The sequence below is a fragment of the Rahnella sp. BIGb0236 genome (assembly GCF_004364755.1).
Classification (GTDB): domain Bacteria; phylum Pseudomonadota; class Gammaproteobacteria; order Enterobacterales; family Enterobacteriaceae; genus Rahnella; species Rahnella victoriana.
The window spans coordinates 55,378-81,300 of the sequence record NZ_SOAO01000016.1; the positions used below are offsets into that span (position 1 = coordinate 55,378).

The window sequence follows — 25,923 nt, forward strand, 5'->3', positions numbered from 1 at the left end:
CTGAACTGAGCCACTCAAGAGTAAAGCAGTAAACCGGATAAAAAGGGTTACTGTTTTGCGCTGTAATCACGGGCGCCGAAAATGGCGGTGCCGATACGAACCAGGGTACTGCCTGCGGCAATGGCGGCGGGCATATCGTCGGTCATGCCCATCGACAGCGTATCCGCCTGCGGACAAATACCTTGCAATGCTTTCAGCGCATCACGCATCTGACTGAATACGTCGAGCTGGCGCGGGTAATCTGTCTCCACGGCCGGGATCGCCATCAGACCACGCAGCGTCAGGTTTGGCATCGCCATAATGTGCGTAGCCAGTTCGGCGACCTCGCCCACGGCAATACCGGATTTGCTGGCTTCATCGCTGATATTGACCTGAATCAGCACCTGCAACGGCGCTAAACCGGCCGGGCGCTGCTCATTCAGTCGCTGGGCGATTTTCAGGCGGTCGAGGGTATGGCACCAGTCGAAATTTTCCGCCACCAGACGGCTTTTATTCGATTGCAGCGGCCCGATGAAATGCCAGGTCAGCGCAGGCTGATGCCCGGCAAAGTGAGCAATCTTATCGACGCCTTCCTGAACATAGTTTTCGCCAAACGCCCGTTGCCCGGCAGCGATAGCTTCTTCGATCGCGCTCGCAGGTTTTGTTTTGCTGACTGCAAGCAACGTAATTTCTTCTGAAGGCCTGCCGCAACGCTGTGCAGCGGCTGCGATTTTCTCGCGGACATTCTGTAAGTTCTGTGCAATAGCGTTTTGCTGACTAAGGCTCATAAGGACTCAGGAGGATTTCAACATGGATATTGATGGATTCGTGGGGCGTAGTGTAAAGCAAAATGCCTCTGATCTGCACCTTTGTACCGGCTATCCGCCAATGTTACGCATTGACGGCGAACTTTGCCGCTGCGATGACCTGCCGGTGGTGAAAGCTTCGCAGATGCAAACACTGAGTTGTTTGTGGCTGGATGCTGCCCAGCGGGAGGTATTACAGCAGTCCGGGCAGGTCGATAAAGCCCTGACGTTCGGCGACGGCGTGCGGATGCGGCTGAACGTCTTTCAGCAACTGCACGGGTTGTCGGCGGCGCTCAGGCCGGTCCCCGCCAGCTGTCCGGCGCTGGAGAGTCTGCTGGCACCGGATTGCCTGCAGCAAATCATCATGCAGGACGACGGGCTGATTCTGGTCACCGGCGCGACAGGCAGCGGAAAATCCACCACGCTGGCGGCGCTGATCGATCATCTCAACCGGCATACGGCGCGGCATATTATTACGCTGGAAGATCCGATTGAGCTGATTCATCTCAGCCGCAAGTGCCTGATCCAGCAGCGGGAGCTCGGTCTGCATACCCGTTCGTTTGGCGAGGCAGTACGCGGTGCCTTGCGCGAGGATCCGGATGTCTTATTGCTGGGGGAATTACGCGATACCGAAAGCATCCGGCTGGCGCTGACGGCGGCGGAAACCGGCCATCTGGTGCTGGCGACGCTGCATACCCGCAATGCGACGCAGGCGATTGACCGGCTGGTGGATGTGTTTCCGGCAGAAGAGAAGGCGTTTGTCCGCGCGCAACTGGCGGGCAGCCTGCGCGCGGTGGTGGCGCAAAAACTGGCCGTGACGCAAACAAAGGAGGGCAAAAAAGCGGGCAGGGTGGCGCTGTTTGAAGTGCTGACGTCCACGCCTGCGGTGTGCAATTTGATTCGCGAAGGCAAGACACATCAGCTGGCGGATATCCTGCAAACCGGCACGCAGGCCGGAATGCAGACGTTTGCCCAAAGCCGCCAGCAGCGGCAAAACGCCGGATTACTGGCCGCCGATCAGGACTGACTCCATTGTTTCTCGAACCAGCTTTCCAGAATAATGACGGCGGAGGCGGCATCGACGCTGCCTTTGTCCAGAGCACGGAAACCGCCGCGATCGAACAAATCCGCACGCGCTTCAACAGTGCTCAGGCGCTCGTCGTGCAGTTCAACCTGCACGCCGAACCGGCCATGCAGGCGGTTGGCAAACTTGCGGGCGCGGGCGGTCAGTGGTTGTTCGGTGCCGTCCATGTTCAGCGGCAGGCCGACGACCACCAGATCCGGTTGCCACTCTTTCAGCAATTTTTCGATCTTCTGCCAGTCCGGCGTGCCGTCCTGCGCTTTGAACGAGGTCAGCGGGCGGGCGGTGCCGGTCACTTCCTGACCGATGGCAAGACCGATACTTTTAGTGCCGAAATCAAAAGCGAAAACCGTGCGGTTAGCCATTATGCGTGCCCTGCGTGGGTGGCGAGCTGTCCGACGTCAATGCCGATCATTTTCGCCGCTTCGCGCCAGCGGTCAGCAACCGGGGTGCGGAACAAAATGTCGCTGCTGGCTTCAATGGTCAGCCAGGCATTTTCCAGCAACTCTTTCTCCAGCTGGCCCTGTTCCCATGCGGCGTAACCCAGCGCCACCAGCACATCTTTCGGCTGGTCTGGCGTACCCAGTGTTTCCAGCACGTCTTTGGAAGTGGTGATCATGGTGCAGTCAGAAATACGAATGCTGGAACCAAAACCTTCGCGCGGCGTATGCAGGATAAAACCGCGATCGTCAGCCAGCGGGCCGCCGGAAAATACCGGGCGATCGAGACGAATGTTCAGGTCACGGGGTTCGGGTGTGATATCCAGTTTGTCGAGCACGCTTTCAACCGTGAAATCGTCGACCAGCTTGTTAATCACCAGACCCATTGCGCCGTCTTCATTATGTTCGCAGATGTACACGACTGAACGTTTGAACTGGGGTTCATCCAGTCCGGGCATCGCAATAAGAAAGTGATGTTGTAGATTCATGGTATGTAGGATGTTTAACCTCAGGAAATAAACATGGCGTAATAAAAATATTACGCCATTTCAACACAGTTAGCGGGCAGAAAGACGCTTTTCAATGGCATCCATCAGCATGCCGGTAATGGAAATCGGGAAGGCGGCTTCGATTTCACGGGCACAGGTCGGGCTGGTGACGTTAATTTCCGTCAGGCGATCGCCAATGATGTCCAGACCAACAAAAATCAGGCCTTTCTGTTTGAGGACAGGTGCCACGGTGCGGGCAATCGCCCAGTCACTTTCGCTCAGCGGACGCGCTTCGCCCCGGCCACCGGCGGCCAGATTACCACGGGTTTCGCCCTGTGCCGGAATACGTGCCAGACAGTAAGGCACCGGCTCGCCATCGACCACCAGAACGCGCTTGTCGCCGTCCTTGATGGCCGGCAGGTAGTTTTGCGCCATGCAGAAACGGCTGCCATGTTCGGTCAGGGTTTCAATCACCACGGAGACGTTGGCATCTTCCGGTTTCAGACGGAAGATGGACGCGCCGCCCATGCCATCAAGTGGCTTGAGGATCACGTCAGTATGTTCTTTATGGAACGCTTTCAGCTGCGCGGCATTGCGGGTCACCAGCGTATCCGGCGTCAGTTCCGGGAACCACGCGGTGAACAGCTTTTCGTTACAGTCGCGCAGGCTCTGCGGTTTGTTGACGATCAGCGTGCCTTTTTCTTCGGCGCGTTCGAGGATATAGGTGGCATAAATGAATTCGGTATCGAACGGCGGATCCTTACGCATCAGGATCACATCCAGTTCCTGCAGGGCGATATCCTGCTCAGTGCCGAACTCATACCAGCCGTCGTAATCCTGCTTCACGCTGAGTTTTTTGGTGGTCGCACGGCCTTCGCCGCCACGCAGATACAGGGAATTCATTTCCATGTAATGCAGTTCATAACCGCGACTCTGCGCTTCCAGCAACATAGCGAAACTGGTGTCTTTTTTGATGTTGATGGAAGAGATCGGGTCCATCACGATGCCAAGCTTGATCATTTAGTTTCCTCTTAACCCAGATCGCCGAAACGGACCTGTAAGGCCGTTATCGCGGTGAGTGCTGTGGTTTCTGTACGCAGAACACGGGGGCCCAGCAGGATATCAGTAAATCCGTAGCCGGAGGTCATTGCAATTTCATCAGCGGATAAACCGCCTTCCGGGCCGATCAGCAGGCGAACATGGCTCACCGGCAACGGCAGGGTATTAATACTGTGGCTGGCGCGCGGATGCAGATTCAGCTTCAGGCTGTCATCCTGTTCGGCGCACCAGGCTTCGAGGGGCATCGCCGGGCGAATGTCCGGGATACGGTTACGGCCACATTGTTCACAGGCGGCAATGGCGATTTTCTGCCACTGCTGCAATTTCTTCTCCAGACGTTCGCCGTCCAGCTTCACGCCGCAACGCTCAGAGAACAGCGGTGTAATGGTGTTCACGCCCAGTTCGATGGATTTCTGAATAGTGAATTCCATTTTCTCGCCGCGTGAAATCACCTGGCCGAGATGCAGATTCAGCGGAGATTCGTTGTCTGACAGCACGCCCTCGCTCAGGCTGACGCGCACGCTTTTCTTATCAACCTGGGTGATGCTGGCGTCGAAAACCTGATTGCTGCCGTCAAACAGCTGGATCATCTGACCGGGTTGCATACGCAAAACGCGTCCGACATGGTTCGCGGCATCTTCGCTCAGCGCGATGTCGCTGTGCGCGGTCAGGGGGTCGGGATGATAAATGCGGGGAATGCGCATGTGAGGCTGCTGTCCTTAAACGGTTGAAGTGGGCTATTTTGGCAACTGTTGCCAGCCCTGTCGCTGACTATTGTGCCCTATAGTAGGTTAGCTTTTTCTCTGCGCGCAAGCCTGCTGAACATACGGGTTATGATTCCCCTGCACATTCGCGATGCGGTTATCGCGTTCACACTCCCAGGCCGTCACCGGATACTGACGATCCCATGCGGTGAACAGCTGTGTCTGCTGGCGTGACAGGTTCAGTTTGTACTGGTCGCGCATGTAGAAGTAGGTGCGGGCGATAGCGCCGCGGGCGCGGGCCGGTGGCTCAGCGGCTTTGGCCTTGAAGTCGATTTTCATCTCGCAACGGCCATACTGGCCTTCGCCGCCATTCCACTGGCTGTACATGAAGTTGTTGCGGTCGCCGTTCACTTCACCGATGGCCGGTTCAAGGTTATGCAGATCAGTTTCTATCTGACGGTAGTCGGCGCTTTTTGCGCAGTTTTTGCGTCCGCCATCCTGCCAGCATTGCATCTGATGGCCAAACTGCCACGCAGGGACCACGTGTTCCCACTCAATCCGGCTGGCGCGCTGTTCGCTTTTGCGCACCGCGTAGCCGCAGGATTGCAGATCCGGCGTGCCTTTTTTTCCCTGCCAGCTGATCTGGCAGCCGCAGTAAAATGTCGGCGCGCCCTGATTGATTTTCACGGCAGCGGCTTTGGCCTGACTGAAGTTATTGATGGCGTGACCGGACTGACTGAAGGCGCTCAGCGGTGCCAGCGCACCGATAAACAGAAAAGATAAGAACGTTTTACGAAACATGTTTCCGAATAATCCCTGTGTAAAAGGGCGGAAGGGTAACGGATGGCGCGCGGTGTGACAATCAGACATTGCTGCGATTGAGTGATTGATTTTTCAGCCGTTAGAGGTGCCGTTAGCGTTAAAACGTAACAGTTCGCCGCAATGACGGCAGCGGTATTCCGACTCTTTGCGCATCACTTTATTGTGGCGTCGCACGGTCAGCTGATGATCGCGACAGGCACATAAATAGGGATAGGTTTTGCTTTGCACGGAGGCGACTTCGAACTTGTGCGTTCTGCTGGCGGAAACCCCCAGCACATGTTCCATCATCCAGCGCCACTCTTTGCCGTGCGGTGCAGGTGCGCGACCAAAGCGGCGATAGACCAGTAAATGCGCCAGTTCATGTGGCACGACTTCATCGATAAAAGGCTGTTGATTTTCCAGCAGCAAAACAGGATTCAGGCGGATTTGCCAGTGTTGCAGGTACGCACTGCCCGCGCTGGTGCCGCGTTGCTGGTAGGTGATTTCCGGCTCCGGATAATCGGTGCCAAAAAACTGGTTTGCCATCTGGAGTTTTTCCCGCAGGCAGCGCATAACGGCTTGTTGCAGGGCAATGGGGAGGCGTGAGGTTTTCATCTGGCGAAGGATAAATCTGGCGGGAGAGAGATGCAATACGGAATTCCTCCCCTTTGCAGGGGAGGAACGGCAGACTTATTTATTGCTAACTTATTTACCGATGTCGCGCAGGGCTTCGCCTTTCATCAGATTGCGTTCGATGTGTTCCAGAGAGACGTTTTTAGTCTCAGGGATCAGCGCAATGGTGATGAAGATGAAGACCACGTTCAGCGCGGCGTACACCCAGAAGGTGTTGGCGTTGCCGAGGCTGTCGAGCATGGTCAGGAAGGTCGCGCCGACAATCATGTTGGCGATCCAGTTGGTTGCGGTAGACACAGTGATACCAAAATCGCGGCCTTTCAGCGGCTGAATTTCAGAACACAGTACCCAGATCAGCGGACCGGCACTCATGGCAAAACCGACGATAAACATCAGCAGCATAGCGATAGAGAAGTATTTCGCTGCATCGGATTCGACACCGATATGCAGCATGGTACCCAGCACGCCCATACCGACGGCCATCACCAGGAAGCCCAGTTTCAGCGTCGGTTTACGGCCCCAGCGGTCAACCAGACCGATGGCAATGAAGGTCGCCAGAACGTTGACCAGACCGACGATAACCGTGCCCCACATCTGCTGAGAGGTGCTGGCGAAACCGGCGATGCCGAAGATTTTTGGCGCGTAATACATGATCACGTTCATCCCGGTGAACTGCTGCATCACCTGCAACAGAATGCCGAGGTAAACCGCACGACGGAAGTTTTTGTTGTTAACAAACAGTCCCCAGCCGCTTTGTTTAACTTTCAGGCTTTCACGGATTTCATCCAGTTCGCGTTTAGCCTGCTCGCTGGAATCACGCAGTTTTTCCAGGACGCGGCGCGCTTTGCCATCATCGCCACGTGCGGCCAGCCAGCGCGGGCTGTCCGGCAGGAAGAAGACACCAATCAGCAGCAGCAGCGCAGGAATGGTGATGATACCCAGCATCCAGCGCCATGCGCCGGTATAGCTGAACGCGGTATCAGACAGATACGCCGCCAGAATACCGATGGTGATCATCAGCTGATACATGGAAATCATGCTGCCACGGATTTTCTCCGGTGCGATTTCTGACAGGTAAATCGGTGCGGTGTAAGACGCGATACCGACTGCCAGACCCAGCAGAACGCGGGCAACAATCAGGATTTCTGCATTGGGTGCAAAGGCGGAACACAGTGAACCGATAACGAACAGAACCGCGCCAATCATCAGGCTGTATTTACGTCCCAGGCGGAAGTTCAGCCAGCCGCTGCCGACAGCACCGACGGCGGCACCAAACATCATGGAACTGACAACCCATTCCTGTTGATGGTTTGTGATCTGGAAGTCATGGCTGATAAAGGGCAGGGCACCAGCGATGACGCCGATATCTAAGCCGAACAGCAGTCCGGCAAGTGCAGCGAGAAAACAGACAAAGAAAGTGACGCTTTTGTTCGAGCGTTTTCCTTTGGTGGAAGTTGAGTTGTTCATCCGGTCTCCAAAATAGTGCAATCGTTTTGAGTTGTAATAATGCTTAGGCTGTTATGTTATTAACCCTGTACACAGCTTAACGTGAACCCGGTCACAGTGTTGTAATCGTTTACACTAATAGGTGTGATTGGGCGTCTTGTTTTTGAAGGGTTTCAAACGGATAGCGTAACAGGAAGGGGATGTGCCTGAGAGTAATAGCCTGAAAATTGATTTATATCAATCAATACTGTGTATCAAACTTTTACATATACAAATAACTAATTAATTTATAACAAGTTATGTTCTGTAACCGTTTTCATTCAGGCCGTTATCTGACAGGGAAATTTTCCACTTCCTGCTTTTGAGTGTAATCGTTGAAATACTCGATTCGGACATTTTCAGAGGAAACTGAAGCCGGTAGGGCGGATGAAAGTGTGAAAGGTTTGCCTGGATAGACGTTTTTCTTCAGCTCCTGCCACTGACAGCGGGCCTCTTTTTTATCGCTGTCACACTGGCCGATACGCTGCACCACCAGATGAATATTGCCGGTATTGGTGATTTGTTGACGTGATGCATCCCAGCCCAGTCTGGCGATGGGTTTTGCAGGCGGCACCATGACTACTACGCCCCAGACAATGGTCAGGCTCAAATCGCTGCTGAAATTTTGGTCGCTGGCAGTGCTTTTGAATTCTTCCGGAGTCATTGACTGAAAATGCACGCGGTAGATTTTTTCTTCGTTGCTTTCACCAAGGCCGACGATCCTGACCGGCTGGCTGTTACCGGCAGGCAAGCCAAATTTCAGCGGTGATACCACCAGGCTGTTTTGCGCGCCTTGCGGTGCGGGTGTCTCGTTTTCTTCTGCGGTGCCCGGATTGTGAACTTCGGTGATTTTTCCCTGAATATATTGCGTCGTTTCACTTTTTGAACTGATGACCAGTGCCGCAGCATGCTGCTCATTAAGCATCACTTTCATCGGAGAAACGGTGATATTGGCAAAACACAGGGCAGGCATTGCCAGCATCAGCAACGGGAGTATTTTCATAGCTGAGACGGGTAAATTCCTTTGTGTCATATGTGTCGCCTTCGGGTGAAGTTAGTAAAGGGAGGTGGTGAAATTAAGCTTAAGTGTGCCCCGGTAATACCCGGCATTTTTACTGCTCACTGCTAAATATCCGGTACTGAGCTCGAGGGGCGCAGGGACACAGATAACGGGTTCCGGGATTCCGGGTAAATGTACCTGACGGATACGGGCCTGCTGTATTTTTGTCAGATTCATCTGGCGGGCACGGCTCACGGTTTGCAGGGTATTCGTATCAGGATTAAGCATATTGATCGTGTAATCCATGCGATCTCTTTCGTTGTTCGCATCACCACCCTGACGGACAATGGAAAAATTGATCCCCGAACGGTTACTCTGCCCGGTGAAGTCGTCGTCCAGGGTTAACATAAACGTGCTGCTGTTAGCGTTGTAACCATCATATAAACATACATCAATATTTGCGGTGCCGGTCACAGACACTTTGTTATTCCCTGTTCCGGGAAGCGGACGCATATTGAGGCTTACCAGCGGCGCGGCATTGCCAAATTCCGGTAAATAAATTTGCTGGTTATTATTGTCGGTGACATTGAGGGTAATATGGGCGTTCCAGTCTGCCAGTTTGAGGCGCGGATCCCATTGTGTAAGAGACATTTTTAACTCAGCTTTCCAGATGCCGCCAACAGGAAGTTTTTGTAATTCTGAAGAGGAAATGAAAGCACTTTCTTTTGTCTCGGAGATGCCGCTCCAAAATGCAGCCGCTGTAGATAAAAGATCGTCATAATCCCCTGATTTATGATATGCAGTGATATTGATAACCTGGGTTAAGCCGCTTTTTTGTTCTTTAAATTCTGTTGCCACCTGTGTATGCCCGTATCCATACCACTGCGGAGATGTTGCGCACTGGCCATTTGTTGGAGAACTGTTGGATACACATACCCAGGAGTTACGCCCCCATAAAGCCTGATTGCTTGTGTCGTAGCCGCCACTTTCATTCTTCCAGATGTCAATTTGCGAAGGTAAGCTGGATTTATCAAATGTTGCCGTAACCGGCGTATCACGTCCCGTGGGCTCTACCCGTTCAGCTCTTGTTGATTGCGCGGTTAACCCACTTACCATTATTAACAGGGCCACGATAAAATACGTTTTTGTCAGGTTCATGGTATTCGCCTGCCTAAAGCTGTGGAGTAAACGTCACGATCAGGTGCCCGGTATAATGCCCGGCTTGTTTGCTATTGATATCCAATGTTTTGGTGCTTAATTGCAACGGCGCCGGGACGCACAATACCGCCTGCGGGATCCCCGGAAGATGCACCGGCCGGACATGGGCGGTCTGAATATCCGGGATTACCAGATCTTCACCACGTTTCACGCTGACGTATTTGCCGTCGGGTGCCTGCATTTTCACGTAATAGTCGATACGGCCGGAATCCAGATTGACGTCGCCGTGGTCGGAATAAATAGAGAAATAGCCGCTGTTACGCTGAATCGTTCCCTGCTGTTGATCGTCAAATTTTAGCGTAAAGCTGGTACTGTTCGAGCCATAACCGTCGTATAAACACATATCCAGAGTAGCAGCGCCATTCATTTGCGTCTGATTACCACCGGTGCCTGGCAGCGGGCGCATATTAAGGTCAACCCGTGGTGCGGCTTCACCAAATTCAGGTAAGTAGATTTGCTGGTTATTATTATCCGTCGCGTTAAGTGTGATATGCGCTGTCCATCTTGCCAGGTTTTTCCCGGGCGACCATTGCCACAAGTCCAGAGCCAGCGTGCCTTCCCAGATCCCGCCGACGGGCAGTTTTTTTAACTCAGCAGAGGTAATGTAAACACTTAAAAACTGTTCGCTCCCGCTCCCCGCTGAATCAGCAGAAGTGACCTGAAATTTGCCGTTCTCACCAGCATGATAACCTTCGAGATTAATGACTGCCTGTAAACCTGTCCTTTTTTCTATGAACAGGGTCGGGATGGATGTCGTCCCTCCCGCACCCCAGTCACCCTGAGAATTTTTTGCTTCACCACTTTTACATTGTCCGGTAGAAGGCGATGTATTAGATAAGCAACGCCAGTTATTCCTCCCCCATAATGACGGGTTATCCGGGTTAAATCCCCCAGATTCATGATTCCAAATATTAAAATTTGATGGTGATGATGAAAGATCATAATTAACGCTAACACTTGTATCGCGGCCAGTGGGTTCAACCACAGCCGCGTACGCATAAGATGTTATTAAAAGCTGAGCACTTACTAAGAGCAGTGTCGAAATTATAGATGCAGAGAGTTTCATTTTATTTCCCGGCGAGTTTCAGGCAGTTCAGAAGACTGAACTGTTTTGCAGAGCGTTTTCCCGACATAGCGCACCACATCACGGTTTGATTGCACGGTAACCGCACACTGATAGTTCTGATTGCCATTACGAACATACAGGTTCTTCGCTAAAGACGTCATTTCTGCGGTAAAGCCGCCATCTTCTGAGCTGCTGTAGGCATTCGCATTGAGCATGTTGCCGCCACTGAGCGGTTCGCCCGTGCTGGTAACCAGTTGTCCGACATAGGTGTAATGAGATTCCATCGTGACTTCGCGTACTTTCATTTTCCCCGGCAGCAGGAATAAGTTCTGGCTACCTGCACCCTGGGTAATGCTGGCCTGGCTGCCGGTGCTGACATCACGACTTTCGTTCACAGAGACTTTACCTTCTTCAAAACCGGTCACCGGGAACAGGGCTTTGCTGTTCTGTTTCATTTTGGTGGCACCGCCGCCCTGAACCGAAACGTCGATCAGTGCATCGTCTGCCGCATCGGGTTCTTCTTCGCTGCCTTTCACTTTCACTGCGACTGCTGCGCCCGGAGAACCCGTACCGCCCGGCCCCCAGAAGAAGCCAGATTTAGACACTGCGACGGAAGAACTGTAGCTGCCGGTGACAGCACCCTGATGGGTCTGTTGCTGGTTGTCATAGCTGTCAGAAACCGTCATTTCGCCGTCGCCATACTGACCATTAAGACGCCCGTGAACCGCGGCGTTGGCGTTATCGGTATCCGTGCCGCCGACATCAATCCCCAGCTCGCGCTCGTTATTGCTGCCCCAGTCCCAGTTCTGACTGGCGTTGTAGGTCATCTGCGCATCGCCATTCTGGCTGCCCTGATAATCCGTACTGAAGGAGGTATTGCTGCTGCGAAGCTGCGTATCTTTTGGCGTATTGCGTGACAGGGAGAAACCCATGTAGACGCCTTTATCGTTATCACTGGCACTGCTGCTTTCACGGCGGTATCCGCCAAAGCGCGTGGTGATGGTCATCTGCTTCCAGTTGAAGCTTTTGTTCAGGCTCAGTTGCACCGTGTTGGACGTGCTCTGCGATTCGGTGTTGTTGATCATATTGTCTTCAAAGGGCTTTGAAGGATCATATGACGACGTGTCCGGCGAAAGGCTGGTGTTTTTATTGTAAGTGTAGCCCAGTGAGGCGGACCAGCCTTTGACCGGCACGGAAAGTGTGGCGTTCACCGATTCGTAACAGCCAATATCGGCGTAATCATTCTCATCGACATTGGCGCTGGTGCAACTTTTGCCGTAAGCCGCGTTGCGATATACGCTCATGGAGAAACCGTCGTTATAACTGATTTGCTCCACGTTACCTTTCGAACCGTCGGTGCCGCTGAACACATTGGCCTGCATATCCAGCACGCCGTCGATCAGTTTGCCGTTAAAACCGTGTGTCCATTGCACGCCCGCTTCACCGTAATTTTCATTATCGGTATTGGCGATACCTGCTGTCGCTGTCAGTTCGGCAAAAACCGGCAGACGCGCCCCGGCCTGCATCACCGGCTGGCGAGATGTGCTGCTTTGGTCATCGTCACTGGTGGAACTGACGACTTTGTTATCTGCCGTTTCACCTGCCTGTATAAACCACTGCAGATGTCCGTCACCGATCCCGCCCGTTTTGGTAAAAGGCTGAGTGTCGGTGCGCACGAGCTGGTTATTTTCATAAATTCGCAAGGTGACCGCATAACTGCCGCTCGGGAAGTTGCCGGTATCGAGAGTATTCGAGCCATTATTCAGATAGAAAGTGCCGAGTAACTGGTTGCCACGGTAAGCATCGACGCGGGATTTGCTGGAAAGCAAGACCACTAATGGCGAGCCTTTGCTGGCTTCTTCAAGATTCAGATAGCTCAGGGAACTGCCCGCGCGAACACCGTCGATGGCGTTCAGTGGCAGCAGCGAGAAGCTGATATTCCCGCCGAGATTGCTGGAAAGGTCGCGTGAATCCATGCGTCCGGCCTGCACGTAGTGGCGCTTGCCCAGACTCTGGCGGAAATAGAGATCATCGACAGACACCGTCTGGCTGTCGCTGTCATCACTTTTGTATGAATCGAGTGACCAGTCAAAACCGACATAACCGTTGGTCAGCACACCTAATGCGCCGGAGCCCTGTAATGACAGGCTCTGGTACTCATCTTGCGCCGCGATGTTAAGCGTTTGCTGATGAATCAGGGCATTTTCAGTTTGTGCGGTAGGGGTGTAATAAAGGGTTTTTTTCCCGGCATCTGGCACCAGCTTTTTGCTGACAAAGACGTCGGCCGCGCTGTTGTTTTCATCATAGATCAGGGCAAGGGAATCGGTTTCCAGATAACCACAGCCTTTGGCATTGGCGTTACTGCCGCAGGCCAGATTGCCGTGACGTGCCAGCGGCGCGGACAATGCTGTCAGCATCTGTTGATACTCAGGCGTACCGGCTTTCAGCGGAAGATTTAAGGCTTTCAGTACGCCTTGCGGATCTTTGAATTGCACCGTTTCCAGCGTGACGCTGGCTTCATATAATCCGGCAGACTGGCCGAGTAAATTAACATTCAGCCAGACGTTCTGACCGGAGACCAGTTCTTCAAAGCCGGGCGGAACGTCAGAGCCCGCCAAAGCAAGATTGCTGAACAAAGCAAAATGAATTGCCAGAAAGCAAAGTGAGACTTTCAGATTGGGTTTCATTATTTTCCTTTATTCAAAAATCTGGAGAGGAGAAAAGAATCGGCCTGATTAACAGGCCGATGAGGAATGACTTAGGAGGAATGAACGCTTATGGCGTTTCAGTTGCCTGAGTCAGGACAACGCTGACCACACCGCTGTAGTTACCGGAAGCAACCGGTGCCTGAGTGGTCTGGCTGACTTTCAGAGGCTGAATGATGGAACCATTTGCGGTATCGCCATTCGGGAACAGGGTAGTTGCGGCCATGGTCTGCTGAGCCTGAGTCAGGGTCAGGTCGCCATATTTCACGGTCAGTGGGATATTTGCGTTGGTCCCTACGGTATCCATTAATTGCGGAGTACCTGCCAGGTTGATGTTTACGTCTTTCTCTGCATCGTTAGAGAAGATTTTAGTCATCTGGGTAACAGGTTGCAGACCCACGCCTGGCATATAACCCATTTCCATCGTTGAAGGTAATACTTCGCCGGTGTCAGTGGTCATATCCAAAGTGGCATCAACGTTTGCAGTCACAGTAATATCTTTCTGTACAGCAGAAGCATTAATGGCGAAGCCCATGATTGCAGTGACCAGCAATGGTTTGATAATTGATTTCATTTTAAATTCCTAATTAAGAAGATGCATATTGCTATGCTGGGTTTATAACGAGAGTTATTCTTTATGCGAAATAATGAATTTTATTTTGCACTGAATTCTTTTACGCCAACGGTTTTATCGGTCCAGTTGGAATATTTCACCTTCACCACGCTATAATTAGCGCCTTTAAATAAGGCAGGATCTAATGTGGCGTGCTGATTTGGGTAAATGCTGTTTTTAACCGGTTTGCTCCATTTGCATCCATCATCAGTGTGTTGCTGAGGACATAAACCGATACTGTTAATTTTCAGATGAATATTGCCGGTGTTGCTGACCACGCGGCTTGACGGGTTCAGCGTGAAGTCCAGCCTCGGCGCGGCAGGCGGTACGGTAACCAGTACGCCCCAGATCATGCTGACGCCGAGTTTGACCGGGCTTTTTGCTTCACTTTTATTATTATTGCTGTTCAGTCCCGGCACCCCTTCGAAATAAACGCGATACGCTTCTTCGGTTTGCGGAGGCTGAATATTAATCAGACGTATAATCCGGGTTGTGCCGGGAGCCAGTCCGAATTTCTCCGGTGTGACCACAATACCGTTTCCTGATGACTGACTGATTGTGGTTTCATTTTCCTGCGGCGTTGCCGGGTTATTAATTTTCTTTACTGTTGTTTTGACATATTCCGTATCGGCGGAGTTTGTGGTCACGCTTATTTGTGCGCCGCCGCTTTTCTGCATCGGGACCGAAATAGGATAGACGCTTATTCCTGCAAATGATGCTGCTGATAAAAGTAATGGGGTGGCCGCTAAAATCATTGTCCATGATTTTAATTTCATTAATTGCATTGTCATTTTCTCAATGTTTAATAAGTCTCTATCCTGAAGAAGATGTCGTTAATTCCCTTTGAGTAAATATTTGTCTGGATGCTTTCGATGGGGTGAATAATAGATTCAATGAATGTTCAGGTCAATGACATAGAAATTAGCTATTTGTGTTATTTGTTTCGGTATAAATGAGATTCAACACAAATATAACATTTGGCAAAATTTTCACTGTCATGATTATGAAAGGATTTTATGCGCTATTTTGTTTTTATTATCGGAATTGTTAAATAAAAGAGGGCGGTTAAATCTAATATTACGTATATCTTCATGCTGCATTAAGTAAAGTGCATATAAAGAGTATTTAAAAATTCATCATTAAAATCATTGAGATAAAAACCCGTGTTGGCTTGTCGTTATTAGGGGTTCAGGTATTGAAATGGCGAAAGGGAAGCGATCAGAAACGAAATGGAAAGGTGAGGGCAATAAAAAACCCCGTTTGCGGCGGGGTTTGAGGTTTTTTACGAGGCGCGGGTTTCTTATAAACCGGCGGCTTCGCGCAGCTGGGCTGCTTTGTCGGTTTTTTCCCATGGGAAGTGCTCACGACCAAAGTGACCGTAGGCAGCGGTTTCTTTATAGATCGGGTGTAACAGATCCATCATCTGGATCAGGCCGTATGGACGCAGATCGAAGAACTCGCGCACCAGCAGGGTCAGCTGTTCGTTAGAGACTTTACCGGTACCGAAGGTTTCCACCATGATGGAAGTCGGTTCAGCCACGCCGATGGCGTAAGACACCTGGATTTCACAACGGTCAGCCAGACCGGCCGCCACGATGTTTTTCGCCACATAACGGGCGGCGTAAGCGGCTGAACGGTCAACTTTAGACGGATCTTTACCGGAGAACGCACCGCCACCGTGACGGGCCATGCCGCCGTAGGTATCCACGATGATTTTACGACCGGTCAGACCGCAGTCACCCATCGGGCCGCCGATAACGAAACGGCCGGTCGGGTTGATGTGGTATTTGGTCCCGGCGTTCAGCCATTCTGCCGGCAGGACAGGTTTGATGATTTCTTCCATTACCGCTTCCTGCAGATCTTTCAGCGCGATGTCTTCAGAGTGCTGAGTAGACAGCACAACCGCATCGATACCGACGATTTTGCCTTCATCGTACTGGAAAGTGACCTGGCTTTTCGCATCAGGACGCAACCACGGCAGGGTGCCTGATTTGCGCACTTCTGCCTGACGCTGCACCAGACGGTGTGCGTAAGTTACCGGGGCTGGCATCAGCACGTCGGTTTCATTGGTCGCGTAACCAAACATCAGACCCTGGTCGCCCGCGCCTTGTTCCAGCGGATCAGTACGGTCAACGCCCTGATTGATGTCCGGCGATTGCTTACCGATAGCGCTCAGGACTGCGCAGGAATTGGCATCGAAACCCATGTCAGAATGGATATAGCCAATTTCACGAACAGTCTGACGCGTGATTTCTTCAACGTCGACCCATGCGCTGGTGGTGATTTCACCGCCAACCAGGACCATGCCGGTTTTGACATAAGTTTCACATGCAACACGTGCTTTTGGGTCTTGCTCTAAAATCGCGTCAAGTACGGCATCAGAAATCTGGTCCGCGATTTTATCTGGATGTCCTTCCGAAACGGATTCGGACGTGAAGAGGTGTTTAGCCATTATGTTCTTTACCTTACATACGACGGGTTAGATATCACTGCATAGCACTGGGGAGACTGGCAGATGAGGAGCGAAGCTCGCCATTGTCGCAATGCGTCCTGCATGTCCCCATTAGGCAAAGCCTGAAGCAGCTTCATAGTCAACCCGATAGACGGATTAACATCTGGACGGCTATTTTAGGATAGCAGGCGTTCTGAATGCCAGTCATTTTTGTGACAGAGTTAGTGTTATTGTGCGGGATCCCAGTGATATTCACGGTCTGAAACTATTTGTACTGCATTTTCATTTTGCAATTACAGCGGGTTGCCGGTATAAACGGCGCGCGCTATGCACATTTCTGTAGGCCCTATAGAAGCAGCGTATTCCAGTAATTACTGTTTTCTCAGCTCGAATGCCCGCGGGTGATGCGTGGCACGTGTGGAGGTGGTTAGTTTAATGACCCACTTTTTACCGTTTGTAACATTTCAACAGCATCCCCTGCAGCCTTTATTGCGTTCTGCAGCATTCCCTTCAGCATTTCTTTCAGTAAAACGTCTGAACTCTCTGCGATGTTTAAGACAGCCTGCCTGTAGACAGGTCAGTTGCCGACATCGGTACGCTACTCAGTAATCTCCGGTCTGCGTGAACATCGCAATCCCGACATAATACTGATGTAGCCTGCAACCTCTTGGGGCATCTGCCCCTGATTTCTCCCGACTCGTTACACGGAGTCTAAAAACGTGTTTTACAATGATATGAGTGGAAAACAGTCCCGTGGCTGTGGCTCGCAGGGTTTTATCCTGTCTGAAAGCCAGCCTTGCGGGTTGTTCTCACCTGTTGTTACTGCGATAGTGGCTGGCCATGTTGTCAGTATAGAAAGAGGATTTACCTATGTCTGATGACATCCAGTCCCACCGTCCGTCACTCGCGGGCGATACTGTTTCTTTGCGCTCCATGCAGGAGGTTGCCGTGAACGATCGTGATGCCAGCAAGATGCTGCGCACTTACAACGTTGCCTATTGGGGTAACAATTATTATGACGTCAACGAACTGGGCCACATCAGTGTCTGCCCGGATCCTGACGAGCCTTCTGCCCGTGTTGATCTGGCACAACTGGTGAAAGACATGCGTGAGCAGGACGGTCAGCGTCTGCCTGCATTGTTCTGTTTCCCACAAATTTTGCAGCACCGTCTGCGTTCGATTAACGCCGCGTTCAAACGTGCGCGTGAATCGTTCGGTTACGAGGGTGACTACTTCCTGGTGTACCCGATTAAGGTAAACCAGCACCGCCGCGTGATCGAATCGCTGGTGGAATCCGGTGAACCGCTGGGTCTGGAAGCCGGCTCGAAAGCCGAGCTGATGGCCGTTCTGGCACACGCCGGGATGACCCGTTCCGTTATCGTCTGTAACGGCTATAAAGACCGCGAATATATCCGTCTGGCGCTGATCGGCGAAAAACTCGGTCACAAGGTGTATCTGGTTATCGAGAAGATGACTGAGATTAAACTGGTGCTGGAAGAAGCCGAACGTCTGAACGTGATCCCGCGTCTGGGCGTACGTGCGCGTCTGTCTTCGCAGGGTTCCGGCAAATGGCAGTCCAGCGGCGGCGAGAAATCCAAATTTGGTCTGGCGGCGTCTCAGGTGCTGCAACTGGTCGAAATGCTGCGCGAAGCAGGGCGTCTGGAAAGCCTGCAACTGCTGCATTTCCATCTGGGTTCGCAGCTGGCGAATATCCGCGATATCTCTACCGGAGTCCGTGAGTCCGCGCGTTTCTACGTCGAACTGCACAAGCTGGGCGTCAACATTCAGTGCTTCGACGTCGGCGGCGGTTTGGGTGTGGATTACGAAGGCACCCGTTCACAGTCTGACTGCTCCGTGAACTATGGCCTGAACGAATACGCCAACAACGTCATCTGGGGTATCGGCGACGCCTGTAATGAGCATGGCCTGCCGCATCCGACGGTGATCACCGAGTCTGGCCGCGCCGTAACCGCGCACCATACCGTGCTGGTTTCCAACGTGATTGGCGTTGAGCGTAACGAATTCAAAGAGCCGGTGGCGCCTGAAAATGACGCGCCGCGCGCACTGGGCAGCATGTGGGATACCTGGAACGAAATGCACGATCCGGAAAACCGCCGTTCTCTGCGTGAATGGCTGCACGACAGCCAGATGGATTTGCACGACGTCCATTCGCAATATGCGCACGGGATTTTGGATCTGACGCAGCGCGCCTGGGCGGAAGACATCTACCTGAATATCTGTAATAAAATTCAGGATCAGCTGGATCCAAGCAACCGCGCACACCGTCCGATCATCGACGAATTGCAGGAACGTATGGCGGACAAACTGTACGTCAACTTCTCGCTGTTCCAGTCGATGCCGGATGCGTGGGGTATCGATCAGCTGTTCCCGGTTCTGCCGCTGGAAGGTCTGGACAAACCACCGGTTGGCCGTGCGGTGCTGCTGGACATTACCTGCGATTCCGACGGCACCATCGATCATTACATCGACGGTGACGGCGTAGCCACGACCATGCCAATGCCGCCGTACGATCCGGAGGATCCGCCGGTACTGGGCTTCTTTATGGTCGGCGCGTATCAGGAAATCCTCGGCAACATGCATAACCTGTTCGGCGATACCGCGGCGGTGGATGTGTTTGTCTTCCCTGACGGCAGCATTGAAGTGCAGCAGTCCGACGAAGGCGATACCGTGGCGGACATGCTGGAGTATGTGCAACTGGATCCGAATGTGTTGCTGGCCCGTTTCCGCGATCAGGTGAAAGAAACCGATCTGGATGCAGAACTGCAGGCGCAGTTCGTTGAAGAATTTGAATCCGGTTTATACGGTTATACGTATCTGGAAGAAGACGAATAAGGCGGCGAAATAATACGCCGTGTTTCCGTCACAACATATGGCGAAGGGTGATCCCTTCGCCGTTTTTTTAATTATTCATAATTAACAACAAAAGTGCCGGTAGCTGAGAAACGTCCTACCGAAATACTTTTGGAATCGCCGACTAGTTGCGCGTTAAACTGTAATTGTTTAGATGAAGGCATATTTAAATCTGTCACTGAGTAAATGGAATTAGTGTCGTTAGGTTTTAACTGGCTGCCAGAACCTGTGGTGATTTTCACCCCCACACCGGTTGCCGCATTTGACGTCACTGAATTACCCAATAACATATTGTTCCCCGGTGCGACAATGTTCGTCGTTACCCGGGTCTTAAACATATTCACATTCGTACAGCCTGAAGCATTAAGACTGAATTTCATCACGCTGGTAGCGCCTGAATTGACTTTTGCTGCACTGTAATCCCCCAGCGGGATGGTACCGCCGCCCACACTACTCACCAGAGAAGTACAGGTTGGCGTTTTCACCGGGAAGGAGAAACTACTCATATCCAGGCTGATGCGATGATTGTCAGTATCCTCTTTACCTACCCTGAAAGCGCCGATATACCCTGGGGTAGCCGGCTGAATGGAGGTCACGCCACTGGGAATACCGGTAAACTGGGGTGTCTGAAAAAGCACAATATAGTAATCATACCATTGCCCCCAATCCATACTACTTTCCATGTCTTCAGTGTTCATTGCCATCCTCTCACTTGAACCGTAAAAATAAGGCATGAAAGCCTTAATGTTGCCGGCGCCACCAGTGCCTCTGATTTGAACTGAATAAAGGATCCCCGGGATATTGGTAGCATATAACCCCGCAGTGGGGGAAACATCTGAATAATAGCCAGTCTGAGAAACGGCGCCTGCTATGCCATATAAAATCTCACCGGAATCTCCGGCGCGACAATCAGTACGGGCACTCTTCGTTGTGGTTGCTTTTTGATTTAAGTCCGTAATCATTTGCGTACTGGTCACGTGCGGTAGCAGAGAAACCACAGAGCCGGAAAAGCTTAATGTTGCGGTGTAGGGGGCATCCTTGAAATAACATTCTTTTGCCGCATCAGCCGGTTTAACGATTAAACACCCCGTTAGTACTAATAAAGCAATAAAAGTGAATGCGCGGATGAAACGAGACGAACGTATAGATACCGAATTAAAAGATAAATGATTATTCATAGCTTACGCTCACTAATACTTTCGAGGTTACCTGACCGGCTGAGACAGCACCTGTATTCTGATAACGGGTATAAAAGTGATAGTCCGTTTTTTCAGCCACGGGCGTTGCAGCGTTCATCGGGAAATTCACATCGGAAGAACCGTCGGCCTCCAGTACATTGGTATTGTATTCCCGGGAAAAAATCACCAGACCCACGTTTTTTGCGCCATCCGCTGAACCGTCAGTTTCGCTGATAAATACCTGTTTAGAGCCCGATGCGAAATTACCTGACTGCGGGGCGAAACTGAAATGAACATTCTCGATCAGATCATTGCATTCGCTCAGGCTCAGGGTAAAAGGATAACCCCCCAACTGATCGGTCGGCAATATTGGCGAAGGCGGGGAACCCCGGTCGGAAAAATAATTGACACTGACCGTGGGCAAATGAATGGCACCGCCATTCTGTACCGTTAACTGACAGGTTGTCTCAAGAATATTGGCCTGAATATTCAGACTGAGATCATCTTGCGCACCAACGCCAAAAGAACACCCCGCAAGCAATAACGCGGATATCCGAAATAATATTCTATTTTTATTGGCCGGGTGGTTTGTCATAAGAATTCCGTTGATTTTATTCAGGTCATTTATTGATAGATGATCACAAATGTGATTGGGGCAATAAAACTCCCGGTAGTGACATCTGATATCGTGCGGCCTGCCGCAATCACCATTCGGGCATTCATATTCAACGTTGTGCCTGCCGGGGTAAGCGCGATGGTTTGTGGTGTGGCTCTGTTCGCACAACTAAATTGATTCCCGCTGTCGGGTGCATTGCGCCAGAGTTCGACCGCGGCGGCGGAGGCTGAGCCGCCGTTATTGGAAAAAGAATCACCATTTGAGTCCGCCCCCGAACATCCCCCTGACGTTGGGTTGGCCGTAATATCTGCCGATTTAACGCCCGAACAGGCACTAAAAACCAGTTTGAAAGGCTGTATTTTACTTTTCTGTTTCAGTTCCGATTTATAGACATCATTAAAGTTGATGGATGATGTCGGGGCGCCGGCGGCATTTTGAATCTGCGCGACGCAGGTGCCTGCTTCAATAGTGGACGTAAAGGTGGCCGTCAGATTTTCCGTTGGTGTGAGCTCAACGGCCTGTGTTGAAAAAGTGATGATGAATGCCGCTGAAAGCAGCCAAATATTTTTGGATTTCACGTTGTTCCTCTCCGTGCAGATCGTTTGAAATCTGTTTTTTTCTGCGTCATTCATAGTTGAAATTAAACGTGGCTACGCCGCTGAAATTACCGGTTGTTCCTTTGCCTGACTGTGTTTCTACCAGGCGGGAAATCAGTGAAACCTCTTTTGCGCTGATTTCTGCGCTGCTCCAGTTAAGCCGTTCGCTGTCATTAGTGGAATTTATAACAAAAGGTCGATTTGACGCAGAGCTGCGGGCAATAGAAACACCCAAAAAGGTCGAAGCGCCTTCTCCGCTAAGACTGCTGATGAGCGCCGTAGCCAGATAACCTGACTGCGTTCCAATGACGGTAGTTTTAATCGAGGTTATTCCCGCTGGGCATTCCACAATTTTTATCTTGAAGGTCGCGGTAGCAGCATTATCTCCCGAAATGATTTTATCTAAACTGACCTTCCCGCCGGAACCAATAGGGATCGTGTTGTTGATGCCATTGCCTGTGCCGCCTTCCAGTTTCATTTCACACGTTGTTTCAATTATGTTGGCGCTAAAAGTAACATTGACATTTTGTGCGTAAACCGGTGCCATATTCATGCCGAAAAATAAGGCAGCGCATGGCGATAATAATGTTCTGTATTCCTTTATCATCTTTTTTCCTGTTTATTCTGTTTTCTCAGAAATCAATCTGTCATTTTACAAGCGATATTTTTTAACATGACCGTCAGGTTCACTTTTTCGGGGTTTTCTGAAATAGAGTAATTAATTTTACAGGATTGGTCAGACTCACTTCCCCAAACAACATGAAGTGTCCCTTTATCGTCAATACCACGAATGAAAGCTCTTCCGCCTTGTCCAATATTTCCGACGAGGATATTTTTATCATTAAAGACATCAGCGCCTAAAGGAATAAAACCGTTATCGGAACGCTGCAGTTCCATAATAACCGAGCGACCTTCATCAGTCTCGAAATTAACTAATACCACTGAACCACTGCGTGGATAGGTAATGGTGCTGGTGTTAACAATATTAACGTCCGTCTCCAGTGTGCTGATGTCCAGACCGACGTTGTTTTCCCGATAAGGCGAAAGATAAGGGGTGACCGCATACCCGTTACTGTCAATCCGGCCTTCACCCACACTCATTTTTGTGCCTTTTGCCCCTTTGGCTTTAACCAGCGCGAGCGTATCGGTGTCGTTGATATTTCCGGGAGCAAAAGTAATACCACCTGCATGAACCACCATCCCTCCGCTGGAACCAAATGAAGCCTGCCGTCCGCCGTCATCGGTTAAAGAGGCGGAAAGACTCATGGGGCCATACGCGCTGTTATAACTTCCGTATCCACCAATCTGATTTAAGCTTTGGGAATCAGCCAGTGAAGAGGAGGTGTTAACACTGTAGTTATAACGGTTATCCTCGCTGTAACCGCCTGCGCTCATATCCAGTTGCGACGTGCCCTTAAAGTCAGTGCTCAAGCCGGTATTCAGATTGGTAAATCCACCAGGACGTTTACCCAGCGCAAACAGATTTTCTAAAGGAATGCTCAGGCTAATATAAAGGCGGTTATCCTGATCGCCATTCTCGTTATAGTCACGCTGTAATGAAATGCTGTAGTTAATCCAGCGCCAGGCATTATTATATCCGAGAGAAAACTGCGAGGTTTTTTTACTCTGATTCCAGTACGACTCCCAACTGCCTGTCAGATAAAGCGAACCATAATCTTGTTCCGCATATTCCAGAGGCTGATTAATATTAATCTGAATCTGGTTTTTCATTCTGTCGTAGTTTTTAAACGTTTCTTCTTTATTCAAAGAATCATCATTCATCTCATCTTGCAGCGATGCCGCATCTTGCAGGCTCAGATAATCCTGTGTTGAGAACCGGTAAGCGGCCACATTCAGCGAGGTATTGGTTTCGGTTAACAGCTTATTATAGGAAATACGGTAGCTCTGACCTTCCATTGATTTATCGCTATCGATATCCGCGCGTGAGTGCGTAATATCAAAAGCAAATGCCCCGGCAGGGGTGTTCATGGCCAGTCCCGCTAATGCGGACACGTAATCGGATGACATCGCCTCAATACCGGCATAACCCGTGAAGGTATTACTGATACCGTAATAGCCCGTCAGCACCGCCACGTCAGGGGAATTACCGGATGAACTGTCATTGAGTTTGCCGACGCCGATATCCCAGCGGGTATTACCGGGGCGCAGCATCTGCGTCACCGAAGAGTAGGGCAATGAAAACGTCCGTTTGCTGCCATCAGACTCTTCTACAGTCACGTCGATACTGTTGCCATAGCCGGTCGGATTGATGTCATCAATGACAAAAGGACCCGGTGGAACCGTCACTTCATAAATCACCGAACCACTCTGGCGGACCGTCACTTTCGCATTACTGTTTGCTGTACCACGGATCACCGGCGCATAGTTGCTCGCTGAACCCGGCTGCATGCGGCTGTCACTGAATATCCGAAATCCTCTCAGACTGATCGAATCAAAGGTGTCGCCCTGGGTGTAGGTATCGCCCAGCACGAACTGGGCTTTTAACGCGGTAATATCGTGCTGAACATAAGCATCCTGACTGGAATAGGTGACACCGTTTTCCTGGTCCCAGTTGGTTGACCCTCTTGCACGAAAACGCCAGCCGGCAAAGTTCGCACCGTAATTTAAACCGCCGTATGCACTGTCGCGGGAATCCCCGTCAGCGGCAGAACGGTAGGCGTTAAAATCGTACGACAGCATGAACGCGGTGATGCCTTCTTCCCACAGGGCCGGATTCACATAACCGGCGGGATGTTTGGCGAGATAGATTTGCGGAACCGTGATATCCAGTCGCTGTTCGGCGGTATCAAACCGGACCCGTGAACCGCTCAGTTTGTTACTGAGTTCCTCACAGGAAGCGGCGTTTTGCCCGGCGTCTTGCGGACCGGTGTCCGGCGTGTCGGCGTTTTCCAGAAGAATATCGAGCTGTTCAAGGAGTTTTGGCGTCAGGCAGGCGCTGGCCGTGGCGCTGCCATTATCGATAAAAGTGACTTTTGTATTGAGTTTCAGCGTGCCATTCACAAAAATGCCGACGCTATAAATACCCGGAATAATGGGATTCCCTTTGCTGAAACGCCGGGTATCTATTTTGTCACTGTCCAGTGTGTTGTAGAGAAACTGGCTGTCAAATTCTACCGTTTCATCTTCATCCGCAGTGACATCCTTTGCCGCCACGGTTTCCGCCACGGATAACGGCGACCACAAGGCCATCACGCCCTGAGTCAATGGAAGCAGTAATAATCCACTTATAATTTTATTTAATTTCATCATATTACTGGCTTTCTAATGGAATGACGCTTCGGATGTGTTTTGTTTAAAGCGAAAAGTCGTGATTGATATTTCCGCCGTAATCACTGATGGCGGAATAGGTTATTTTCCCTGCGCTGACCGGCTGGCTTAATCCGTTGACTTTCATCAGCTTCGACGAACCTGGCGCAACCATATTTTTTTCAATGTCATACTTACTGCCATTGGCATTGAGGGTCGCTTCATTCACCGTGACAAAATAAGGAGAGGCATTGTTAACCTCGGTAAATACCTGCTGATCCTTTTTGACGATTTTCCATGTCAGGGCCGTCGCCGCTTCTGAAGGCGATCCTTTCAGTCCTTCCGGACGATAAAAGACTTTGATGCGCGTACGGAAAGCCAGCTGAAGTAAATTCTCATCGGTAGTGCTTTTCGCTTTAGGGGGGATTTCAAGCACATTAAACCAAAAGATACTTTCTTTATCTTGTGGCAGGTTTCCGCCAAGACTGGCAATTTTAATAGTCTGGCCCTGTTTGGCATTCATGCGAGAAATAGGTGGCGTCACCAGAAAAGGAATTTTCATCTCCTGCGGATTAATATCTTCACGACCGTCATCCATCCACGCCTGCACCAGCAACGCTTTCTCGCCACGGTTATCCAGTTTTACCGTGACCTCTTTTGCCTGAGCAGGATAGATAACCCGGGTGCCGGAGATAACAATATCTGCACTGGCATCAGATGCAATAAATCCCAGCATTGCCAGACTGCATGCAATAATTTTTTTAGCAGATATAAAATTCATAGTTCCCTCTGGATAATTTTATAATAAAAGCGCGCCACCTCTCTGCCGGTGGCTCGCTTAATCATTCGCTAAACAGCGATAATG

The 25,923-nt window shown here is 51.0% G+C and carries 23 protein-coding genes; 2 read left to right on the top strand and 21 right to left on the bottom strand.

The features are described 5' to 3' along the window. Window positions 1–47: 47 nt before the first annotated feature. Window positions 48–767, bottom strand: a complete 720-nt coding sequence (locus EDF78_RS22730; RefSeq protein ID WP_119826910.1) for a YggS family pyridoxal phosphate-dependent enzyme — start codon at window positions 765–767, stop codon at window positions 48–50. A gap of 22 nt (window positions 768–789) precedes the next feature. On the opposite strand from EDF78_RS22730, the gene EDF78_RS22735 reads away from it, so the two are divergent. Next, on the top strand, window positions 790–1,812 hold the full coding sequence (locus EDF78_RS22735) for a type IV pilus twitching motility protein PilT (RefSeq protein ID WP_095924797.1): 1,023 nt from the start codon (window positions 790–792) through the stop codon (window positions 1,810–1,812). On the opposite strand, the gene ruvX is transcribed toward EDF78_RS22735, so the two are convergent. The 14 genes from ruvX to metK form a co-directional block, all read right to left on the bottom strand. Further along, a complete protein-coding gene (gene ruvX / locus EDF78_RS22740) occupies window positions 1,803–2,231 on the bottom strand; it encodes a Holliday junction resolvase RuvX (RefSeq protein WP_095924798.1) in 429 nt (142 codons plus the stop codon). The genes EDF78_RS22735 and ruvX overlap by 10 nt on opposite strands. Further along, on the bottom strand, window positions 2,231–2,794 hold the full coding sequence (locus tag EDF78_RS22745; RefSeq protein ID WP_095924799.1) for a YqgE/AlgH family protein: 564 nt from the start codon (window positions 2,792–2,794) through the stop codon (window positions 2,231–2,233). The genes ruvX and EDF78_RS22745 overlap by 1 nt, the downstream gene beginning before the upstream one ends. A gap of 69 nt (window positions 2,795–2,863) precedes the next feature. Then, complete coding sequence (gene gshB, locus EDF78_RS22750; protein WP_095924800.1) at window positions 2,864–3,814, bottom strand: glutathione synthase; 951 nt, start codon at window positions 3,812–3,814, stop codon at window positions 2,864–2,866. An 11-nt stretch (window positions 3,815–3,825) separates the two neighbouring features. Further along, window positions 3,826–4,557, bottom strand: coding sequence for a 16S rRNA (uracil(1498)-N(3))-methyltransferase (gene rsmE, locus EDF78_RS22755; RefSeq protein WP_133823954.1), 732 nt, complete (start codon window positions 4,555–4,557; stop codon window positions 3,826–3,828). A gap of 87 nt (window positions 4,558–4,644) precedes the next feature. Further along, entirely contained in the window at window positions 4,645–5,358 is a 714-nt protein-coding gene (gene endA / locus EDF78_RS22760) for a deoxyribonuclease I (protein WP_095924802.1), read from the bottom strand. 93 nt (window positions 5,359–5,451) lie between these two features. After that, window positions 5,452–5,973, bottom strand: a complete 522-nt coding sequence (locus tag EDF78_RS22765) for a SprT family zinc-dependent metalloprotease (protein ID WP_095924803.1) — start codon at window positions 5,971–5,973, stop codon at window positions 5,452–5,454. Between the two features lie 90 nt (window positions 5,974–6,063). Further along, entirely contained in the window at window positions 6,064–7,458 is a 1,395-nt protein-coding gene (locus EDF78_RS22770) for a sugar porter family MFS transporter (protein WP_095924804.1), read from the bottom strand. A gap of 307 nt (window positions 7,459–7,765) precedes the next feature. After that, a complete protein-coding gene (locus EDF78_RS22775) occupies window positions 7,766–8,479 on the bottom strand; it encodes a fimbria/pilus periplasmic chaperone (protein WP_133823955.1) in 714 nt (237 codons plus the stop codon). Window positions 8,480–8,530: 51 nt separating this feature from the next. Beyond that, the gene (locus tag EDF78_RS22780) at window positions 8,531–9,634 is read right to left on the bottom strand and encodes a CfaE/CblD family pilus tip adhesin (protein WP_095924806.1); all 1,104 of its coding nucleotides are present in this window, start codon (window positions 9,632–9,634) and stop codon (window positions 8,531–8,533) included. A gap of 13 nt (window positions 9,635–9,647) precedes the next feature. Next, entirely contained in the window at window positions 9,648–10,760 is a 1,113-nt protein-coding gene (locus EDF78_RS22785; RefSeq protein WP_095924807.1) for a CfaE/CblD family pilus tip adhesin, read from the bottom strand. Next, window positions 10,757–13,447 carry a TcfC E-set like domain-containing protein gene (locus tag EDF78_RS22790; RefSeq protein ID WP_133823956.1) on the bottom strand — a complete coding sequence of 897 codons (2,691 nt, stop codon included), beginning with the start codon at window positions 13,445–13,447 and terminating at the stop codon, window positions 10,757–10,759. The genes EDF78_RS22785 and EDF78_RS22790 overlap by 4 nt, the downstream gene beginning before the upstream one ends. An 88-nt stretch (window positions 13,448–13,535) precedes the next feature. Continuing rightward, the gene (locus EDF78_RS22795; protein ID WP_095924809.1) at window positions 13,536–14,039 is read right to left on the bottom strand and encodes a CS1 type fimbrial major subunit; all 504 of its coding nucleotides are present in this window, start codon (window positions 14,037–14,039) and stop codon (window positions 13,536–13,538) included. Between the two features lie 80 nt (window positions 14,040–14,119). Next, window positions 14,120–14,725, bottom strand: a complete 606-nt coding sequence (locus tag EDF78_RS22800; protein ID WP_243839476.1) for a pilus assembly protein PapD — start codon at window positions 14,723–14,725, stop codon at window positions 14,120–14,122. Between the two features lie 653 nt (window positions 14,726–15,378). Then, window positions 15,379–16,530 carry a methionine adenosyltransferase gene (gene metK, locus EDF78_RS22805; RefSeq protein WP_095924811.1) on the bottom strand — a complete coding sequence of 384 codons (1,152 nt, stop codon included), beginning with the start codon at window positions 16,528–16,530 and terminating at the stop codon, window positions 15,379–15,381. Between the two features lie 870 nt (window positions 16,531–17,400). On the opposite strand from metK, the gene speA reads away from it, so the two are divergent. Continuing rightward, window positions 17,401–19,383 carry a biosynthetic arginine decarboxylase gene (gene speA / locus EDF78_RS22810; protein WP_095924812.1) on the top strand — a complete coding sequence of 661 codons (1,983 nt, stop codon included), beginning with the start codon at window positions 17,401–17,403 and terminating at the stop codon, window positions 19,381–19,383. A gap of 71 nt (window positions 19,384–19,454) precedes the next feature. Here the strand turns inward: speA and EDF78_RS22815 are convergent, their stop codons facing one another. From EDF78_RS22815 to EDF78_RS22840, 6 genes are read right to left on the bottom strand one after another with little or no spacing between them, the layout of a single operon-like run. Next, the gene (locus EDF78_RS22815; protein WP_119826899.1) at window positions 19,455–20,579 is read right to left on the bottom strand and encodes a fimbrial protein; all 1,125 of its coding nucleotides are present in this window, start codon (window positions 20,577–20,579) and stop codon (window positions 19,455–19,457) included. Continuing rightward, a complete protein-coding gene (locus EDF78_RS22820) occupies window positions 20,572–21,174 on the bottom strand; it encodes a fimbrial-like protein (RefSeq protein WP_133823957.1) in 603 nt (200 codons plus the stop codon). Before EDF78_RS22820 ends, EDF78_RS22815 begins: the two co-directional genes overlap by 8 nt. 29 nt (window positions 21,175–21,203) lie before the next feature. After that, the gene (locus EDF78_RS22825) at window positions 21,204–21,773 is read right to left on the bottom strand and encodes a fimbrial protein (protein ID WP_095925285.1); all 570 of its coding nucleotides are present in this window, start codon (window positions 21,771–21,773) and stop codon (window positions 21,204–21,206) included. 46 nt (window positions 21,774–21,819) lie between these two features. Beyond that, window positions 21,820–22,398: a fimbrial protein gene (locus EDF78_RS22830; protein WP_095924815.1), complete on the bottom strand. Its 579-nt coding sequence runs from the start codon at window positions 22,396–22,398 to the stop codon at window positions 21,820–21,822. A 32-nt stretch (window positions 22,399–22,430) separates the two neighbouring features. After that, complete coding sequence (locus tag EDF78_RS22835) at window positions 22,431–25,058, bottom strand: outer membrane usher protein (RefSeq protein WP_133823970.1); 2,628 nt, start codon at window positions 25,056–25,058, stop codon at window positions 22,431–22,433. 46 nt (window positions 25,059–25,104) lie between these two features. Continuing rightward, window positions 25,105–25,839 (bottom strand): fimbrial chaperone, encoded by a 735-nt coding sequence (locus EDF78_RS22840; protein WP_095924816.1) that lies wholly within the window; start codon window positions 25,837–25,839, stop codon window positions 25,105–25,107. Between the last annotated feature and the right edge of the window lie 84 nt (window positions 25,840–25,923).

Bases quoted from the DNA above. Each gene is read 5' to 3' on its own strand.
- EDF78_RS22730 (WP_119826910.1), bottom strand. From the start codon at position 767: ATGAGCCTTAGTCAGCAAAACGCTATTGCACAGAACTTACAGAATGTC.
- EDF78_RS22735 (WP_095924797.1), top strand. From the start codon at position 790: ATGGATATTGATGGATTCGTGGGGCGTAGTGTAAAGCAAAATGCCTCT.
- ruvX (WP_095924798.1), bottom strand. From the start codon at position 2,231: ATGGCTAACCGCACGGTTTTCGCTTTTGATTTCGGCACTAAAAGTATC.
- EDF78_RS22745 (WP_095924799.1), bottom strand. From the start codon at position 2,794: ATGAATCTACAACATCACTTTCTTATTGCGATGCCCGGACTGGATGAA.
- gshB (WP_095924800.1), bottom strand. From the start codon at position 3,814: ATGATCAAGCTTGGCATCGTGATGGACCCGATCTCTTCCATCAACATC.
- rsmE (WP_133823954.1), bottom strand. From the start codon at position 4,557: ATGCGCATTCCCCGCATTTATCATCCCGACCCCCTGACCGCGCACAGC.
- endA (WP_095924802.1), bottom strand. From the start codon at position 5,358: ATGTTTCGTAAAACGTTCTTATCTTTTCTGTTTATCGGTGCGCTGGCA.
- EDF78_RS22765 (WP_095924803.1), bottom strand. From the start codon at position 5,973: ATGAAAACCTCACGCCTCCCCATTGCCCTGCAACAAGCCGTTATGCGC.
- EDF78_RS22770 (WP_095924804.1), bottom strand. From the start codon at position 7,458: ATGAACAACTCAACTTCCACCAAAGGAAAACGCTCGAACAAAAGCGTC.
- EDF78_RS22775 (WP_133823955.1), bottom strand. From the start codon at position 8,479: ATGAAAATACTCCCGTTGCTGATGCTGGCAATGCCTGCCCTGTGTTTT.
- EDF78_RS22780 (WP_095924806.1), bottom strand. From the start codon at position 9,634: ATGAACCTGACAAAAACGTATTTTATCGTGGCCCTGTTAATAATGGTA.
- EDF78_RS22785 (WP_095924807.1), bottom strand. From the start codon at position 10,760: ATGAAACTCTCTGCATCTATAATTTCGACACTGCTCTTAGTAAGTGCT.
- EDF78_RS22790 (WP_133823956.1), bottom strand. From the start codon at position 13,447: ATGAAACCCAATCTGAAAGTCTCACTTTGCTTTCTGGCAATTCATTTT.
- EDF78_RS22795 (WP_095924809.1), bottom strand. From the start codon at position 14,039: ATGAAATCAATTATCAAACCATTGCTGGTCACTGCAATCATGGGCTTC.
- metK (WP_095924811.1), bottom strand. From the start codon at position 16,530: ATGGCTAAACACCTCTTCACGTCCGAATCCGTTTCGGAAGGACATCCA.
- speA (WP_095924812.1), top strand. From the start codon at position 17,401: ATGTCTGATGACATCCAGTCCCACCGTCCGTCACTCGCGGGCGATACT.
- EDF78_RS22815 (WP_119826899.1), bottom strand. From the start codon at position 20,579: ATGAATAATCATTTATCTTTTAATTCGGTATCTATACGTTCGTCTCGT.
- EDF78_RS22820 (WP_133823957.1), bottom strand. From the start codon at position 21,174: ATGACAAACCACCCGGCCAATAAAAATAGAATATTATTTCGGATATCC.
- EDF78_RS22830 (WP_095924815.1), bottom strand. From the start codon at position 22,398: ATGATAAAGGAATACAGAACATTATTATCGCCATGCGCTGCCTTATTT.
- EDF78_RS22835 (WP_133823970.1), bottom strand. From the start codon at position 25,058: ATGAAATTAAATAAAATTATAAGTGGATTATTACTGCTTCCATTGACT.
- EDF78_RS22840 (WP_095924816.1), bottom strand. From the start codon at position 25,839: ATGAATTTTATATCTGCTAAAAAAATTATTGCATGCAGTCTGGCAATG.